Genomic DNA, 15,942 nt, shown 5'->3' with positions numbered 1-15,942 from the left:
TCCGTAGTTAATCGATTGCTTTTTCTGTGTCACTATCGAAAAAGCGCGCTTTGCTTAAATTAAAGGCTAGATCAATTTGTTCACCGGGATCATGGAAATCTCGAGCATCTACTTTAGAAACAAATTCTGTGTCACCAATCGTTGAATACAGCATGGATTCATATCCAAGCAGTTCGCTGACAATGACAGTAGCTGAAACCACTGAATCTTTATAAGCTTCTAAAGCAACCTCTTCAGCTGTGATATCCTCTGGGCGGATTCCGAAAGTTAAAGGTTTTCCTTCATACCCCTGTGCCGATAAGACCTTCGCCTGACCTTCTGGTAAAGGCAAATCTAACCCTTTTTGATTTGCGATGCGTCCATTTTTGAAAATGACCTCAAAGAAATTCATTGCTGGACTGCCCATAAAGCCAGCGACAAATTTATTAGCGGGTCTGTTGTACAATTCTTGCGGTGAACCGACCTGCTGAATCACGCCTTGATTCATAATCACGATGCGATCTGCTAGTGTCATGGCTTCAGTTTGATCGTGTGTTACGTAAATCGTGGTAGAGCCAAGATTTTGATGAATCTTAGCAATTTCCGCCCGCATTTGAACCCGCAGTTTCGCATCTAAATTTGATAAAGGTTCATCCATCAAAAAGACCTTCGCGTCACGAACGATTGCTCGTCCCATAGCGACCCGTTGTCGTTGTCCGCCTGACATATCTGCTGGCTTTCGATCCAATAATTCTGTTAAGCCTAAGATTTTAGCAGCATCCTCTACGCGTTTTTTAATTTCTTCTTTCGGATATTTTCGTAGTTTCAATCCAAAAGCCATATTTTCGAACACAGTCATATGGGGATATAATGCATAATTTTGAAAAACCATAGCGATATCGCGATCCTTTGGTGGTGTATCATTCATTCTTATGCCGTCGATTTCAAAGTCACCTTCAGTAATATCTTCTAGACCTGCGATCATTCTTAACGTAGTGGATTTTCCGCAACCGGAAGGGCCGACGAAGACAATGAATTCACGATTTTCAATTTTGAGATTAAAATCCTTTACAGAATAGGTATTATTGTTCGGATACTTTTTGTTTATGTGCTTCAAATTTAGTTCGACCATTTGATTACTCCTTTTTCCTCCAGAAAAATAAGCCTGATTGTCAAGTCGTATGTCATCCAACTATACTGCTTGCCATAATATCGTCTCGTTTCACCTGACATTCTTTTTGCACGAATAAAATTGGGAAAAGTTGGACCGCAATCATTTTTTATTTACCGGTTATTGTGGTGCAATTATTACATATTGCGCAATCGGTTGCAACAAGTATATTTATAGTCTCAATAGAATTTCTAAGAGTTCCAATTGAAATTTTGAGTACTAAATATGGTAGGAAACCGCAAATAGATGGTTCTTTTCTAGTTTTGATATTTTGTAAAAACACTCGAACAAAGATAATTCTAGAAAAAAATAAATAAATTAAGCGCTTTCTCTTGCAATTATGCGCAATCGGTTGCATAATGTGCCTTGTAGCAAAAATTCAATTGACACAGGAGGAAGCGAAATGAAGAGCAATTTGAAAAAGTATTTATTATCAGGGGTAATGTTAGGTGCAACAGCCTTAACATTGGCGGCGTGCGGTTCAGGGTCAGGTGAAAAGAAAGCATCAGGCTCGTCTGATAAAACAGATGTCACGTTATGGATCACCACAGATTCAAAAAAATTCTATACGAAAGTTTTAGAGGATTTTGAGAAAGATAATCCAGATATCCATGTGAAGGTCGTTGAAACAGAAGATGCAAAAGCACAGGAAAACGTGAAAAAGGATCCTTCCTCCGCTGCGGATGTTTTTGCGCTCCCTCATGATCAATTAGGACAATTGGTTGATTCAGGAGTCATTCAGGAAATTCCTGAAAAATATGTGGATGAGATCAAGTCAGATCAATCAGAAACAGCTTTGGCTGGTGCGACTTATAAAGATAAAGTGTATGCGTTCCCATATGGGATTGAATCGCAGGTTCTGTATTACAACAAAAAAATGCTAAATGAAAATCAAGTCAGCTCCTATGAGAATATCACTAAAGACGCGACATTTGGTGCAAATTTAAAAGCTGTTGACGCTTATAAAATCGGACCATTATTTATGTCAGTGGGGGATAAGCTGTTCGGTGATACTGGAGAAGATGTGAAAGGCACGGATTGGAACAATTCAGCTGGGATTTCCGTCTTACAGTGGATTGCCGATCAGAAAAATAATTCTGGCTTTATAAATGTCGGAGATGATTATATTTCGCAATTTGAAAATGAGAAGATTGCAGCATTTGAATCTGGTCCATGGGATAAAGAAAAAGCTATCGAAGCGGTAGGAAAAGATAATTTAGGAATTGCAGTTTATCCAAAAATAACTATCGGCGGCAATGAGGTTCAGCAAAAAGCCTTCTTGGGTGTGAAGCTTTACGCGGTGAACCAAGCACCGGCTGATGGCGATTCAAAGAAAATCGCTGCAGATTATAAGCTAGCTTCTTATTTATCCAGCGAAGCGGTGCAAGAAGCCCAGTTTAAGGATGAAACTAGAAATATTATTCCATCGAATACAACGATTCAAGAAGCCGATTATGTGACGAATGATGAATTAGCAAATGCAGTCGTTACTATGAGTGGTTCGGATTACTCCGTCGTTATGCCGAAGATTCCTGAAATGACGAATTTTTGGACTGCCTCTGCAGCTGTTTTAAGTGATACCTATAATGGAAAAATCAAACCGGATCAATATCAAGCAAAACTGGATCAGTTAGTGAAGGATATCTCTGGTGATAAGTAAGATTTAGCGGATGTCGGAGCAAAAGAAATCATTTTTTTTTGCTCCGAAATCTTTTTGTATAATTGTCCGAATTAATTCGAAAAAGGGAGGTTTTATCGATGGAAATAGCCGGGAGTTACGGCGAAGTGATTTCGATGAAACAAGTGTTCAAAGAAGGTGATCTCAAAACAAAGCTATCATTTTTAATTATGGGATTCAGTAATCTGTTAAATAAGCAAATCTTCAAAGGGATTTTATTTTTACTAGCTGAAATTTTCTTTATTATCGCCTGTATTTATCAAATTATTCCCGGGATCGTTGGTCTGATAACTTTAGGGACGAAAACGCAAGGAATGCAGTGGCAAACGATTGATGGAATAAGGATGAAGGTTTCTGTTGAAGGCGACAATTCCATGTTATTAATGATTTATGGATTAGCAGCCATTATTTTTTGTGGAATATTCTTTTATGTGTATTGGTGCAGTTTAAAGAGCAACCGTAAATTATTTGTCTTGAACAAGGAACATAAGAGCATTCCGAGCTTTAGGGAGGATCTAAAAACACTGACTAATGGTCGTTTCCACATGACATTAATGATCATACCATTGATTGGAGTATTGCTATTTACGATTTTACCCTTGGTTTACATGATCGGTCTGGCGTTTACGAATTATGACCATAATCACTTGCCGCCAGGGCATTTGTTTGATTGGGTTGGATTCGCGAATTTTAGAAATATTTTGACGGGACGTATGGCAGAGACGTTTATGCCACTGTTGTCTTGGACACTGATCTGGGCCGTTGCTGCGACAGCGACCAATTTCTTCTTTGGAATTTTGTTGGCATTATTGATCAACACCAAAGGCTTACGCGGAAAAAAGATATTTCGAACGATTTTCGTTATTACGATGGCGGTACCGCAATTTGTCTCTTTGTTGATTATGCGTAATTTATTAGCCGATTGGGGACCAGTGAATGCGCTGCTAGAGAGATGGGGATTGATTTCTAACGCATTACCGTTTCTGAGTGATGGTACTTGGGCAAAATTTTCAATTATTTTTGTCAATATGTGGGTAGGAATTCCGGTGACGATGTTAATTGCGACTGGAATCATTATGAACTTGCCAACTGAACAGATTGAAGCGGCAGAGATTGATGGTGCGAATAAGTTTCAAGTTTTTCGCTCGATTACGTTTCCGCAAATTTTGTTGATTATGACACCAAATTTGATTCAGCAATTTATTGGCAACATCAATAATTTTAATGTGATCTATCTATTAACAGAGGGCAAGCCGAACAACTCTGCCCTGTATCAAGCCGGAGACACCGATTTGCTGGTCACTTGGCTCTACAAACTGACGGTCATCGCCAGCGACTATAATTTGGCTAGTGTTATCGGAATCATTATTTTTGTGTTGAGTGCGGTCTTTAGCTTATTGGCCTACACACGCTCGAAATCTTATGAAGGAGGTCTGCAATAATGAAAAAGCAAAAACGCCGTACCTTAACGTTTGTCTATGTCTTGTTGATCATTCTTTCAGTGATTTGGCTATTTCCGATTTTATGGGTCGTTTTGACCAGTTTTCGTGGAGAAGGTGCCATGTCGGTTAATTATATTATTCCAAAAACCTTCACGTTAGAAAATTACAAAATGCTATTCACCAATAGTTCGTATCCGTTTGCCCGCTGGTTTATGAATACACTGATTGTCGCCATCGCTACGTGCCTTATTTCAACCTTTATTACAGTGGCGATCGCTTATTCTGTTTCTCGAATCAAGTTTAAGTTTCGTAATCGTTTCTTGAAATTAGCGTTAGTTTTGAATATGTTTCCTGCCTTTATGAGCATGATCGCTGTGTATTACATCTTAAAGGCGATGGAGCTGGATGGTACGCTGGTTGCACTAGTCATCGTCTATTCTGCAGGTGCCGCGTTAGGTTTTTATATTGCTAAAGGCTTTTTCGATACGATTCCGTATTCACTGGATGAATCGGCGATGATTGATGGCGCTACGAAAAAAGATATTTTCCTTAAAATCACATTGCCGTTATCTAAGCCGATCATTGTGTACACGGCTTTGATGACATTTATGATTCCATGGATGGATTTCATTTTCGCCCAAGTAATTTTGGGTCAGCAAAAACAAAAATATACCGTAGCGATCGGATTGTTCACGATGCTGCAGCCGGATAAAATTAATCACTGGTTTATGCCTTTTACAGCGGGGTGTGTAATTATCGCGATCCCAATCACGTTGTTGTTTATGGTGATGCAGAAGTATTATGTGGAAGGAATCACAGCTGGCGGCGTGAAAGGATAATTAATGAAGTGATAGAGAACAGGAACGACAAGAGTTCGTTTCTGTTTTTCTTTTATTGGAGGGCGGCAGTGAACTATCAAAGCCCAGTTTTTGTTATACTGGACTAGAACGATCTAGACCAGGAGGAGTTTAATGGACAGCAAACAAACATTCAATCAAGAGATGTGTTCGTGGATTAATGTGGACAGCACGCAATCTCACGAAGTAAAGAAATTGCGGGAAAGCTACGCAATCAGTGATGAGATGTTGACCTACGCGCTGGACGATAATGAGCGGGCACGTGTGGAGTATGATCCGATGGAAAAAGCCTTGCTGCTGATTTTTAATGTACCGAACTTGTTAAAAAAGGATAATCATTATGAGACAAGTCCAATGGCCTTTATTTTAAAGGATCATTATTTCTTTTCTTTTGTAAATGAGCGGACCGCTTATGTTGAAAATATTATCGACAATTTATTAATGAATGAGCCGAATCAAAGCACCGCGAGTTTATTGTTCCATACCCTATTTTTGATTTCTGATTATTATTTTCCTTTAGTTGAGGAAGTTGATAGCCAACGAATACAATTAAATAAAAAACTTCGAGAGAAAACAACAAATAAAAATTTATTAGCACTTTCTGATCTAGAGATTGGTTTAGTTTACTTAGTAACTGCGACAAAACAGAATGCCGTACTTTTAGAGCAAGTAAAAGTCCAAGTGATCTTTTCGAGTTTCACAGATAAAGAAAAAGAAGAGTTAGATGATGCGTTGATCGAGGCCAAGCAGGCGGTAGAAATGACCAGGCTGTCCAGTGAGGTCCTGGATCAGCTATCGGGAACTTACAATAATTTATTGAACAATAATTTGAACGACACAATGAAAATTTTAACGATCTGGTCGTTGTTATTAACGATACCAACAATTGTGACTGGTTTTTTCGGAATGAACATGCCGCTGCCATTTACCCATTCTGAAATCGGTTGGGTGATTACGGTAGTGATTAGTATTGGACTGTCCATCTGGTTGATTTTGATTTTATGGCGCAGAATACGTTAAAAGCGAAGCAAGCTCAAATGAGTTGCTTCGCTTTTTTTCTTTTATAGAATAAAGGTTTCGATGACTTCAGCCACAGCGCTTTGTTCATGATCCGCAATTGTTGTATGCTGCGCTGCTTCTTTTATAGCAGGCACAGCATTCGCTACTGCAATTCCTAATTCAGCTTCGCGGATCATGGCTAGATCGTTGATATTGTCACCAATGGCGATGGTTTCGTTCATCGGAGTGCTTAAATGATCTGCCAATGTTCGCAATGCTGCACCTTTGTTAACGCCCTTTGGATTGAATTCGATATAACGATTAGAGGAATAGCTAATCTCCAATACATCGTGCAGCTCTTTAGGCATTTCCTGCTCTAATTGTTCTAAATAGCTGCGGTCCAAATTTTGAAACAAAGCTTTGTAACATACGTGGTCTTTTAAAAAGTGAATATCATCATCGAATCTTTTTTCGTGAGGAATCGTCGTTAAGTAGGCGTCTTCCTCAGGATTACTGTGATAGACATAGGTTTGTTCAAACGTATAAAGATGGATTGCTACCTGATAGTTGGAACCGAATTCAAACAAACGTGACAGGATTTCAAAGGGCATAGGGAAATCTTTGATAATGGTAGGTCCGTGATTTTCTACCACTACGCCGCCGTTAAACCCTATCATATAATGATTGGATTTGTTTACAGCCTCCAATTCCTCCAAAGTCTGTTTAATTGAGTAAAAGCCGCGTCCAGTGGCTGGTGCAAATATCAGCCCTTGTGCTTCGGCCATTTTTATTGTTTCCTGCGTCCTTTTTGAAACATGCCGACTTTTATCTAACAAGGTTTCATCCAAGTCGCAGGCGATTAATCGATACATAGAAGAGCCTCCTTCAATTTATATAGTCCTCATTATAGCAAAAACCGAGTGTTCCCACTCGGTTTTCGGTGAATCATATTTAGTTTGAATGAAATTTTCGATTATAAAAACTCAGACTGGTGGTCATCATCCAAGCAGCAAGTAAGCCTAACAGGCTACCGATTACAATGCCGAGAAAACGAAATTGAATCAGGCTGTAGAGATATTGCTGCTTCACTAGCATGGACAGCATCAATGACATCGGGGTGGTAAAGAATTGAGCGATCGCGTAATTGCGCTTCACAAAATATTCAACTGTTACAAATAAGACTGTGATCATTAACAGTGTTTCGAAAATTGATAAAGGTAGATTCAGCAAAAATGCAGCGATCGCTAGACCAATAATTGTACCGAAAATACGTTGGATATTACGGTGGGCCATTACGCGAAGATTATCTCCTTGTAAGATAGCGGCGCAAGAAACAACTAGCCAGTAAGGATTTTTCAGCTGCAAGCCCATACTTAGGTAGACTGCGAAAAAAAGGATGCCACTGTATAGTAGACTATCGATAACTACAGCCGGATCTTCATCAATTCGTGACTTGAGTGTTTTTTTTGTTTTACTGATAGGCAAGGGTTCTTTTTCTATGAAATGCATAATAAAAGCCCCCGCCAAAGAAAATAGTACACCGATAAAAAAATAGCTGCTCATTACTGGGATTTTAGCCAATGGGACATTGGTACTAACGCCCATTGCCGTGACCATAACAATAAAAAAAGGTCCTGGTTTAGCAATGCCATACAAACGGAAGAAAAAGCGTCCTAAAAAACCGACCACCGCAACAATAATTGGTGCGATCCAGACAGCATGAGTTGAGAGCATGCCAAGAAAATTAGCGGCAGTCAAAAAAGTACCTACTATTGATAAACGTAACATTAATTGTTTTAATGGAAGTCGTTGATAATAAAGAAAGGTGAAGATACCTAAAGAACCGTAGCTAGAGATTGCGAGCTGGTGGAATAAATAACCGGTGAATAACACACTGATCATACAAAGGCCGGCGCCGATTAAGCGAACAGGAGATTCCTTTGGTTTGTTGTAATGAATCAATTCTTTAAAAAAGGATTGTTCCATCCTATCACTTCCTTCTATAAATAATGGATTAAGTTTTTAAGCTATGTATGTATTAAAGTAAGAAAAAAAGCTTCAATTACAGGTTAGCATACAAATCAAAGAAAACTCAATAGAAAGTTTCTGAAAGTAAACAGAAATGAGTCTTAAGTGGTTGACAACATGAAGTTTAGCTTGTATACTATTAAAGTTGAGAAATGAAAGCAGAAGCACCCGCTTCTCGCCTTACGCGAATATCTCGCTGGGCTAGATAGTTAATGACGAGTCATTTTGATGAGTCGAACTACGTGCGGGTTCGCAAAGAACTCGTTTTTTTATTTGCTTTTTTTCTCTCAAAAATTTTGGAGGTGAATGACCATAGCAAAGGATATGATGGTTAACGACGGCATTCGTGCACGTGAAGTACGTTTGATCGGACAAGACGGCGAACAATTAGGTGTTAAATCGAAAGTAGAAGCCTTAAAGATTGCTGAACAAGCAAATCTGGATGTAGTCCTAGTAGCTCCTGGTGCGAAACCACCTGTAGCGCGTATTATGGATTACGGGAAATACCGCTTCGAACAACAGAAAAAAGAACGTGAAGCTCGCAAGAAACAAAAAGTGATCAACGTTAAAGAAGTTCGCTTAAGTCCAACGATCGACGTGAACGACTTTAATACAAAACTTCGTAATGCGCGTAAATTCCTGGAAAAAGGCGACAAAGTGAAAGCTTCGATCCGCTTCAAGGGCCGTGCCATTACCCACAAAGATATTGGTCAAAAAGTTCTTGATCGCTTAGCTGAAGAAACTGCCGATATCGCGACAGTGGAACAAAAAGCGAAGATGGACGGACGTAGCATGTTCTTAGTGCTTGCACCGAAAGAGAAGAAAGACTAGCAATAATTTTGAGAATGCTTCTTTGACTCTAGTTAAAGAGTATGCGAAATGAAAAGTAGGAGGAAATTTAGTCATGCCAAAACAAAAAACACATCGCGGTTTAGCAAAACGCGTAAAACGCACTGGTAAAGGCGGTTTGAAACGTTTCCGCGCGTTCACAAGTCACCGTTTCCACGGAAAAACGAAAAAACAACGTCGTCAATTACGTAAAGCGTCTATGGTTTCAAAAGGCGATTACAAACGTATCCGCCAACAATTGGCACGCATGAAATAATTGCGCAACCCGCTTTACAACTTAAAAAATTCAATGATTTATATTTATTAGGAGGAATTAAACATGGCACGTGTTAAAGGTGGAACAGTAACTCGTAAACGTCGTAAAAAGACATTAAAACTAGCTAAAGGTTACTACGGTTCTAAACACACTCTATTTAAAACAGCTAAAGAACAAGTAATGAATTCATACAACTACGCATATCGCGATCGTCGTCAAAAGAAACGCGATTTCCGCAAATTGTGGATTGCACGTATCAACGCTGCAGCTCGTATGAACGGCTTGAGCTACTCAAAATTAATGCACGGTCTTAAAGTTGCCGGTATCGAAATCAACCGCAAAATGTTAGCTGATTTAGCAGTTAACGATGCAGCTGCTTTCACAGCACTAGCTGACCAAGCTAAAGATTCATTAAATAAATAAAGCCTATAAACGTTGGCACATCAACTTATGAGCTGCCGTCGTTTATTCGTGAAAAGGAGCTGATTCAAAAGTCTAAAGACTTTTGGGTCAGTTCCTTTTTTGGTTATTAAAGGGAGTATAGAATTTTCACAGAAAAAAGGCTCTTCGTCAATGAGTGTTGGTGAAGAAATTCAATAGAATAATCGAGATACTCACACGGCTAGACAGCTATCTTGTCTAGCCGTGTTGTTGTTCTGGCTTTAGTCAGTTGGGTAGTATTCTTAGTTTTCTTAAAATATTTTCCTCGATATAAAAAGATTCGTTCTCGGTAGTTTTGAAAGTTTCTAAAGCCATAGGCAATTCGTTTTAGTACTTTGATATGGTTATTCAAACATTCTATAGGGCCGTTGGAATAGGGAACGCGCAACGCTCGTTTGATTTCTGTTTGGTATTTCTTGAAGGTCGTGAACACTGGTTGGTAGTGCTCTGGCAACTCCTTGTAGTCTTCTTTTAGGAGCGCGACGAATTCAGGAACATCTTGTCTTCTGATAACGGAAAGAAAATCCTGGTAGACTTCATAGCCTCGCTTTAAGGAATCATCATAAGATAATAGCCGATCGACTATCTCTGCTTCTGTCAGATGATCTCGAAATGACGGACGCCAGTAGCGATGCTGACCTTTCAATTCCCACGCATTCTTTTGAAGTAGTCTCCAGTATTTCTTTAAGTGCTTCGACCGACGATCCCCTTTTTTAAAGGTCTTCATTACTTGAATTCGGTGGTTGGTAAAAGCCCGACCAATGTGTTGGCTAATATGAAAGCGATCGGCGACGATTCGGGCATTCGGAAAACACTCTTTCACCAATGTGCGATAGGGTGTATAGAAATCTGAAACCACTAGACGCACTTGTTCACGGACTTTTATAGGGTAGCGCAAGAAATAGTCGCGTAAAGGATCAAGTTGCCGATTTTCCACAATATCAATCAGTTGATGGGTTTTGCCGTCCATCATGACAAAGCTCATGGCTCCCGAGACGTTTTTCACCGATTTGAATTCATCGAAACACACCACTTCTGGTAACGGCTGGTTCAAAGAAACGGTTTTAGGCCGAAGGCTGCGAAGTATTCGAATGACAGTGGTCGGAGAAATGTGCTTCATACGTGCAATCAAAGACATAGAAATAGGCTCACTTAATAGCTCAAGAATGGCTTGTTTGACTCTGCGGGCAATGGAGCAGCGACGATCACTAACTGAATCTTCTGCTAAAAAAGTCTTTCCACAGTGTTTACATTTGAAGCGCTGTTTGTTAATCCGCACAATGGTCTTGTAGTTACTGACATCATTCAATAAGATGGATACTTTTTTCCAGCCCCATTTAATGATCGTTTGCTTATTTTGATAGTGGCAATGGAAGCATTCCTCTGGTTGATAGGTCAATGTGCCATCAAAAACAAAACATGTTTCGTCATTAATGCGCTCTTTGCGAAAGGCATCTTCATGAAAGGTAAGATTTAGGTCTAGAATATCTAGTAACTCTTTGGTAAACTCTGAATAGGACATCTTGAAACACTCCTTTGAATGGTTTTCGTCGACTTTATTCTAAAGGATTTCAAGGTGTCTGTTTGCGTTTATTAGAAAAAAGAAAAAGTATTGGCAACAGAAGGCGTCACCAACACTAGATATTATAGAGCCAGAAAAAAAGGCTTTACAACAGCTATATCCATGTCCGGCTTCACGAACGAGCTTTTCTTATATAAGGAAAGCTAACTAATGAGAAGTACGAATGACAGATGGAATACTTTTTTTTAAATAGCTATTCAGAAATTCGATAAACTAGATTGATTCCAAATTATAGCGTAAAATTAAATTAATAAAAGTTATGAAATGCGTATAAATGACAATGTGAATCTTGAGGAGAGCAGTAATGAAAAATAAACTACAGCGCTTGCTGGTTATCAGTTTGCTATTTATTTGCGTTTGCTTTGCAGCGTATCAATTTTTTGATAGTATGATTATCCTAACAATCTTTGCAGAAGTGGTATCTTTTGCATTGTGCGGGTATTTAATACTGATCGACAAGCGTCCTGCTACTTCAAAATTTGCCTGGTTATCCGCTATTTTGTTTTTTCCTTATATTGGGATTTTGCTTTTTTTCTTAGTAGGGGGTAAGCCAAGTTTTAGGCGTTTTTCTCCAATACAAAAAAGAAATGAGCAGTTATTGCACCAATACATGTCTCAGTTGTTAAACGATCATCCGGAAATAATTAATGAGCCCTACGCTATTTCGAAAGAACTGACTTATCTTTCTGGAAATGAATCCTTGAGAGGAAATCAGCTTACACATTTAGCTGATGGTGAAAAAGCTTATCAAGAATTACTGATAGACCTTCAAAACGCCAAGCATCATATTCATCTAATGTATTTCATTTATAAGGCAGATGAAACAGGTCGTGAATTAGCGGATATATTAATAGCAAAAGCCAAACAAGGTGTAAAGGTTCGTTTTATTTATGATAGCGTTGGATCGATCAAATTGCCTTTTGAGTTCATTTCTAAACTGAAAGAAGCAGGTGTTTTAGTTCGTACGTATGATTTAGTGAATTCTCCGTCTTTGAGCACTAGAATAAATTGGCGAAATCATCGGAAAATGGTCATCATCGATGGTCAAATAGCTCACATGGGCGGTATGAACTTAGGCAATGAATATCGCAGCCGAACAGATAAATTTAACTATTGGCGAGACACCAATCTAAAAATATTAGGACCTAGTACGATCTATGTACAGTATGCATTTTTATTGGATTGGCTTTTTTTAAATGAGGATGAACAAGGATTGCTGCCTTTTTTTAATGAGCCACAAAATTACTTCCCACTAGAAAAGAATTCTTCCGAAGAACAAACTGAAATCTGTCAAATAATTTTTGGCGGCCCTTATGACTCAGAACGTATTTTGAAGGATTCGATCATGGAATTGTTTGGAAAGGCGAAAAAAACGATTCAGATAGCAAGCCCATATTTCGTGCCGGACGAGGAATCTTTATCTGTTATACGTCGTGCAGCAAGGTGCGGGTTGAAGGTACAATTAATTATTCCCGGCAAAGGAGATCGAGCGATTTCTTATTATGGAAATCATTCGTTTGTGGATCGTCTGCTGTCTGCGGGAGTTGAAGTTTATGCGTATGATGCAGAGTCATTTTTACATTGTAAATATCTGATTGTAGATGGTCTCGTCGCATCAATAGGCTCGACAAATTTTGATATTCGAAGTTTCCATCTAAATCATGAAATATCCGCCTTTATATATGGGCCGAGTCCGATGGTCTCTGAAATTCAAGCACAGTTTGAAGAGGATGTTCGCCGATCTGAACGTCTAAGCAATGAAAACCAGAAAAAAAGAAGAGCAATGACGATTGTAAAGGAAAGATTAAGTGAATTTTTTACCCCGCTGCTTTAATTGATATTAAAGCAACGGGGTGTTTTTTATCTTTAGATGTTAAAAAGCAGGTCTTGCAGTTCCTGCCATTCAGTATCTAAGGGAATATCAGATAAACGATAAAGATCTGATGATGTAAGATGGAGCTGTGGTTCAAAATTGTATACGCACAAATCTATCTGCAGTGTACTTAGCAATTCATTTGTTAATGGTCGATTGAATAAAAAATGATATTCAACGTCATTTGGAATAACTTTTTTTGCTAGAGCCTTGTAATAACTTACAGAAGAGGAGTCTCCAGTTAGCGCAAAGAGTACTTTTTTCTTATTATATTTTTTTACCTCATACAATAAGGTTAGTCTGGCGGCGACATCCTCAACCTGTGAAAAATATTCGTGATTTTTTAAAATATGACACCAAATAGAAAATGTATCAGAGTAATTATTTTTAGCCTTGCGTATCAAAATGCGGGAGTATTTTTGAAACAGATCCGTACACTCCGTCAATATCGATAGATTTGTGAGGTAGGATTGAATAGCTGATTTTGCCTTATGGTTGAGTACTAAATTCTGCTTTGAAGCGATAAAAAAATTTGTAATAAGCAAATCCTGTTCAGTGAATTCTTGAATAAAGTCATTGGTTAAGTATGAGCTGTTTGATTCATAAATAATGGTATCGACTTGTGCAAAATAAGAGAACAAGATTTCTTGGTTCCGATTGTTTTCCTTAGGTACCTTTGAATGAAAATAAGTAGAGAAGGCTGTTTTAAAACGACGGTAGCTATCTTTATTCTCATATTTTTCCAGTATTGAAGCATCAAACTCAATAAAATGCTGGTTTTCTATTCGTTTTTCTATGATGAACATCCAAATTGTTGCTCTATAGTAATCGAAATTTAAATTTAGATCGTAGTCTCTTTTCATTTTTTCTAAGACTTCGGTTATCTCATGATATTGATCATTATGGATGATGGGTGCACTACTTTCATGAATGGAGCGAAAATACTGGAAGAAAAAATAACGGATATTTGCTTCGTCACCGACTAAGGAAAAGGTAGTGGTATCGAGGTCAAGCCTGAAATCTTTAAGAACGTTTCGGAAGGTTCTGATGTAATTTTTCATTGTTGATTCGGAAATGTATAAGTCCAAAGCGTAAGTAACCAAATCTTTCTTTTCTTCATAGAAAATGGATTCGATAATGTGAAATATTGGATTATCTGAAATTAGACTATCAATATAAGTGACAATCTCACGGCTCGGGCCATATTTTTCAAGGGATAAAGTATGATTGAATTCTTCTAATAAGAGAGCGTTTGGCAAGTTATCGATTAGGTAGGCGACATCTTGTTGTATCGTTTTGAAAGAAACATCACAGAGATCGCTAAAAGTTTTTAATGACACCGGGCGATTGGCTTCAAGTAAGATTTGAAGGATTTTTATTTTTCTTTTTATAGATTTATCGACTAGCAAATCATAGGAGTAGGTATTCATTAGAAAAAGCCCCCTTATCAAAAAGTGGTGATACGGTTCCATTATAATACGAACGAAGCCTACAAATAAAATATTTGTCTTGATATTTATAAATTATTTTTTGCAGATGATTTATTTCTATTTAAAGCTTCTTTTTTTTAATTCTTTCAGACAAATTATTTCCGATTTCTAGAATTAGTTTATTTGTGAAAAGCTTAGCTGTTCACTAAACTTACTATACAAGCTATCCTTGAAATTGCTTGATAATTGTAAAAATCATTAAGGAAAAGTTCGATAGTAGATTAATAAGATAGAGAGTCGAAAGGAGAATTATGATGAATAAAATTGTGGTAATTGGTAATGGAGATGTCGGTTCAAGCTATACCTTTGCTCTAATGGCACAGGGTGTTGGGAATAATGTAGGTATTATTGATTTGGATTCTCAAAAGGTTGCCGGTGATGTGAAAGATCTTACGAATGGTTTGGCTTATGTTGGGCCTAAAAGAATTTATTCTGCAGAGTATTCGGATTGTTCTGATGCAGATTTAATTGTTATCACAGCTGGAGCGGCACAGAAGGAAAATGAAACTCGATTGGATTTGGTGAAGCGCAATGCACGCACTATTAAGTCAATTGTCCAATCAGTTATGGCACATCATTTTAATGGAATATTTTTGATTGCCAGCAATCCAGTTGATGTTCTCACCCATTATGTAAAAAAACTAACAGGATTTCCCGCAAATAGAGTTATTGGCTCGGGAACCTCTTTGGATAGCGCTAGATTAAGAAGTGCCATTGGAGAAAAATTTCAAATAGATCCAAGAGACGTGAATATTTATATTTTAGGTGAGCACGGGGACACACAATTTCCTGTTTGGTCTCATGGAAATATTGGTGGTTTAAAGATCAGCGAATGGTTGAATCAACATCCTGAATTTTCCGACTCTGACTTAATAGAATTGTCAGAAAACGTTAAGAATGCAGCATATGAGATCATTCATTACAAGGGTTCTACTCATTATGGGATTGCCATTTCTTTGGCAAGGATTACAAAAGCGATTTTGCTGGATGAAAATTCTGTTCTTCCAGTCTCGGTACATTTGGAGGGTCAATATAATAGTAAGGATGTTTGTATTGGTTCTAATGCTGTTTTAAATAGATCAGGGATTCGAGAGATCATTGAAATACCGTTAGATAAAGATGAAATAGAAAAAATGCGCTTTTCTATTCAGACCTTGAAAGACATGCAGAAAGAAATACTTGAGAGTGATAGCTGATGTAATGGAATATTTTTGTTCACTCTGCGGCAAGAGAAAATATTAAAAAAGCAAAACCTCACTTAGAAAACAAGAGATATCCATCTATGCTTTTTCAAGAA

The 15,942-nt window shown here is 38.1% G+C and carries 14 protein-coding genes and 1 other annotated feature; of the genes, 9 read left to right on the top strand and 5 right to left on the bottom strand.

The window, feature by feature from the left end; all coding sequences use genetic code 11:
* Positions 1–7 precede the first annotated feature (7 nt).
* Positions 8–1,111 carry an ABC transporter ATP-binding protein gene (locus AUF14_RS11630; RefSeq protein ID WP_102866055.1) on the bottom strand — a complete coding sequence of 368 codons (1,104 nt, stop codon included), beginning with the start codon at positions 1,109–1,111 and terminating at the stop codon, positions 8–10.
* 442 nt (positions 1,112–1,553) lie between these two features.
* On the opposite strand from AUF14_RS11630, the gene AUF14_RS11625 reads away from it, so the two are divergent.
* The 4 genes from AUF14_RS11625 (at position 1,554) to AUF14_RS11610 (ending at position 6,147) form a co-directional block, all read left to right on the top strand.
* Positions 1,554–2,810, top strand: coding sequence for an extracellular solute-binding protein (locus AUF14_RS11625; protein WP_049220591.1), 1,257 nt, complete (start codon positions 1,554–1,556; stop codon positions 2,808–2,810).
* A gap of 98 nt (positions 2,811–2,908) precedes the next feature.
* Entirely contained in the window at positions 2,909–4,270 is a 1,362-nt protein-coding gene (locus AUF14_RS11620; protein WP_016179577.1) for a carbohydrate ABC transporter permease, read from the top strand.
* Entirely contained in the window at positions 4,270–5,109 is an 840-nt protein-coding gene (locus AUF14_RS11615) for a sugar ABC transporter permease (protein WP_016179578.1), read from the top strand. Before AUF14_RS11620 ends, AUF14_RS11615 begins: the two co-directional genes overlap by 1 nt.
* Before the next feature lie 132 nt (positions 5,110–5,241).
* Positions 5,242–6,147, top strand: a complete 906-nt coding sequence (locus tag AUF14_RS11610) for a magnesium transporter CorA family protein (protein ID WP_016179579.1) — start codon at positions 5,242–5,244, stop codon at positions 6,145–6,147.
* 41 nt (positions 6,148–6,188) lie between these two features.
* On the opposite strand, the gene AUF14_RS11605 is transcribed toward AUF14_RS11610, so the two are convergent.
* The gene (locus AUF14_RS11605; protein WP_049220594.1) at positions 6,189–6,998 is read right to left on the bottom strand and encodes a Cof-type HAD-IIB family hydrolase; all 810 of its coding nucleotides are present in this window, start codon (positions 6,996–6,998) and stop codon (positions 6,189–6,191) included.
* Positions 6,999–7,077: 79 nt separating this feature from the next.
* Positions 7,078–8,112: an FUSC family protein gene (locus AUF14_RS11600; protein ID WP_049220598.1), complete on the bottom strand. Its 1,035-nt coding sequence runs from the start codon at positions 8,110–8,112 to the stop codon at positions 7,078–7,080.
* A gap of 192 nt (positions 8,113–8,304) precedes the next feature.
* Positions 8,305–8,433 (top strand) — a sequence feature (ribosomal protein L20 leader region).
* Between the two features lie 27 nt (positions 8,434–8,460).
* Between AUF14_RS11600 and infC the strand changes: the two genes are divergently transcribed.
* The 3 genes from infC (at position 8,461) to rplT (ending at position 9,682) form a co-directional block, all read left to right on the top strand.
* Positions 8,461–8,985 carry a translation initiation factor IF-3 gene (infC, locus tag AUF14_RS11595; RefSeq protein WP_010747120.1) on the top strand — a complete coding sequence of 175 codons (525 nt, stop codon included), beginning with the start codon at positions 8,461–8,463 and terminating at the stop codon, positions 8,983–8,985.
* Positions 8,986–9,058: 73 nt separating this feature from the next.
* A complete protein-coding gene (gene rpmI, locus AUF14_RS11590; RefSeq protein ID WP_010747119.1) occupies positions 9,059–9,259 on the top strand; it encodes a 50S ribosomal protein L35 in 201 nt (66 codons plus the stop codon).
* A 63-nt stretch (positions 9,260–9,322) separates the two neighbouring features.
* Positions 9,323–9,682 carry a 50S ribosomal protein L20 gene (rplT, locus tag AUF14_RS11585; RefSeq protein WP_010781965.1) on the top strand — a complete coding sequence of 120 codons (360 nt, stop codon included), beginning with the start codon at positions 9,323–9,325 and terminating at the stop codon, positions 9,680–9,682.
* Positions 9,683–9,881: 199 nt separating this feature from the next.
* Here the strand turns inward: rplT and AUF14_RS11580 are convergent, their stop codons facing one another.
* Positions 9,882–11,222, bottom strand: a complete 1,341-nt coding sequence (locus AUF14_RS11580) for an ISL3 family transposase (protein ID WP_102866054.1) — start codon at positions 11,220–11,222, stop codon at positions 9,882–9,884.
* A 364-nt stretch (positions 11,223–11,586) separates the two neighbouring features.
* Between AUF14_RS11580 and cls the strand changes: the two genes are divergently transcribed.
* Positions 11,587–13,116: a cardiolipin synthase gene (cls, locus tag AUF14_RS11575; RefSeq protein WP_049218095.1), complete on the top strand. Its 1,530-nt coding sequence runs from the start codon at positions 11,587–11,589 to the stop codon at positions 13,114–13,116.
* Positions 13,117–13,148: 32 nt separating this feature from the next.
* Here cls and AUF14_RS11570 read toward each other — a convergent pair whose 3' ends face one another.
* Positions 13,149–14,627, bottom strand: coding sequence for a helix-turn-helix domain-containing protein (locus AUF14_RS11570; protein WP_227132175.1), 1,479 nt, complete (start codon positions 14,625–14,627; stop codon positions 13,149–13,151).
* A 272-nt stretch (positions 14,628–14,899) separates the two neighbouring features.
* On the opposite strand from AUF14_RS11570, the gene AUF14_RS11565 reads away from it, so the two are divergent.
* Positions 14,900–15,841, top strand: a complete 942-nt coding sequence (locus tag AUF14_RS11565) for an L-lactate dehydrogenase (protein ID WP_016179590.1) — start codon at positions 14,900–14,902, stop codon at positions 15,839–15,841.
* Positions 15,842–15,942 lie beyond the last annotated feature (101 nt).

Source organism: Enterococcus avium (genome assembly GCF_002891025.1).
In the GTDB taxonomy this organism is placed as follows: Bacteria; Bacillota; Bacilli; order Lactobacillales; family Enterococcaceae; genus Enterococcus_A; species Enterococcus_A avium.
Note: the sequence above shows the minus strand (reverse complement) of the source record. Positions and strands in the feature narration are given on the sequence as shown.

Excerpts from the sequence above, each read along its gene's own strand:
- AUF14_RS11630 (WP_102866055.1), bottom strand. The coding sequence starts at position 1,111 with ATGGTCGAACTAAATTTGAAGCACATAAACAAAAAGTATCCGAACAAT.
- AUF14_RS11625 (WP_049220591.1), top strand. The coding sequence starts at position 1,554 with ATGAAGAGCAATTTGAAAAAGTATTTATTATCAGGGGTAATGTTAGGT.
- AUF14_RS11620 (WP_016179577.1), top strand. The coding sequence starts at position 2,909 with ATGGAAATAGCCGGGAGTTACGGCGAAGTGATTTCGATGAAACAAGTG.
- AUF14_RS11615 (WP_016179578.1), top strand. The coding sequence starts at position 4,270 with ATGAAAAAGCAAAAACGCCGTACCTTAACGTTTGTCTATGTCTTGTTG.
- AUF14_RS11610 (WP_016179579.1), top strand. The coding sequence starts at position 5,242 with ATGGACAGCAAACAAACATTCAATCAAGAGATGTGTTCGTGGATTAAT.
- AUF14_RS11605 (WP_049220594.1), bottom strand. The coding sequence starts at position 6,998 with ATGTATCGATTAATCGCCTGCGACTTGGATGAAACCTTGTTAGATAAA.
- AUF14_RS11600 (WP_049220598.1), bottom strand. The coding sequence starts at position 8,112 with ATGGAACAATCCTTTTTTAAAGAATTGATTCATTACAACAAACCAAAG.
- infC (WP_010747120.1), top strand. The coding sequence starts at position 8,461 with ATGACCATAGCAAAGGATATGATGGTTAACGACGGCATTCGTGCACGT.
- rpmI (WP_010747119.1), top strand. The coding sequence starts at position 9,059 with ATGCCAAAACAAAAAACACATCGCGGTTTAGCAAAACGCGTAAAACGC.
- rplT (WP_010781965.1), top strand. The coding sequence starts at position 9,323 with ATGGCACGTGTTAAAGGTGGAACAGTAACTCGTAAACGTCGTAAAAAG.
- AUF14_RS11580 (WP_102866054.1), bottom strand. The coding sequence starts at position 11,222 with ATGTCCTATTCAGAGTTTACCAAAGAGTTACTAGATATTCTAGACCTA.
- cls (WP_049218095.1), top strand. The coding sequence starts at position 11,587 with ATGAAAAATAAACTACAGCGCTTGCTGGTTATCAGTTTGCTATTTATT.
- AUF14_RS11570 (WP_227132175.1), bottom strand. The coding sequence starts at position 14,627 with ATGGAACCGTATCACCACTTTTTGATAAGGGGGCTTTTTCTAATGAAT.
- AUF14_RS11565 (WP_016179590.1), top strand. The coding sequence starts at position 14,900 with ATGAATAAAATTGTGGTAATTGGTAATGGAGATGTCGGTTCAAGCTAT.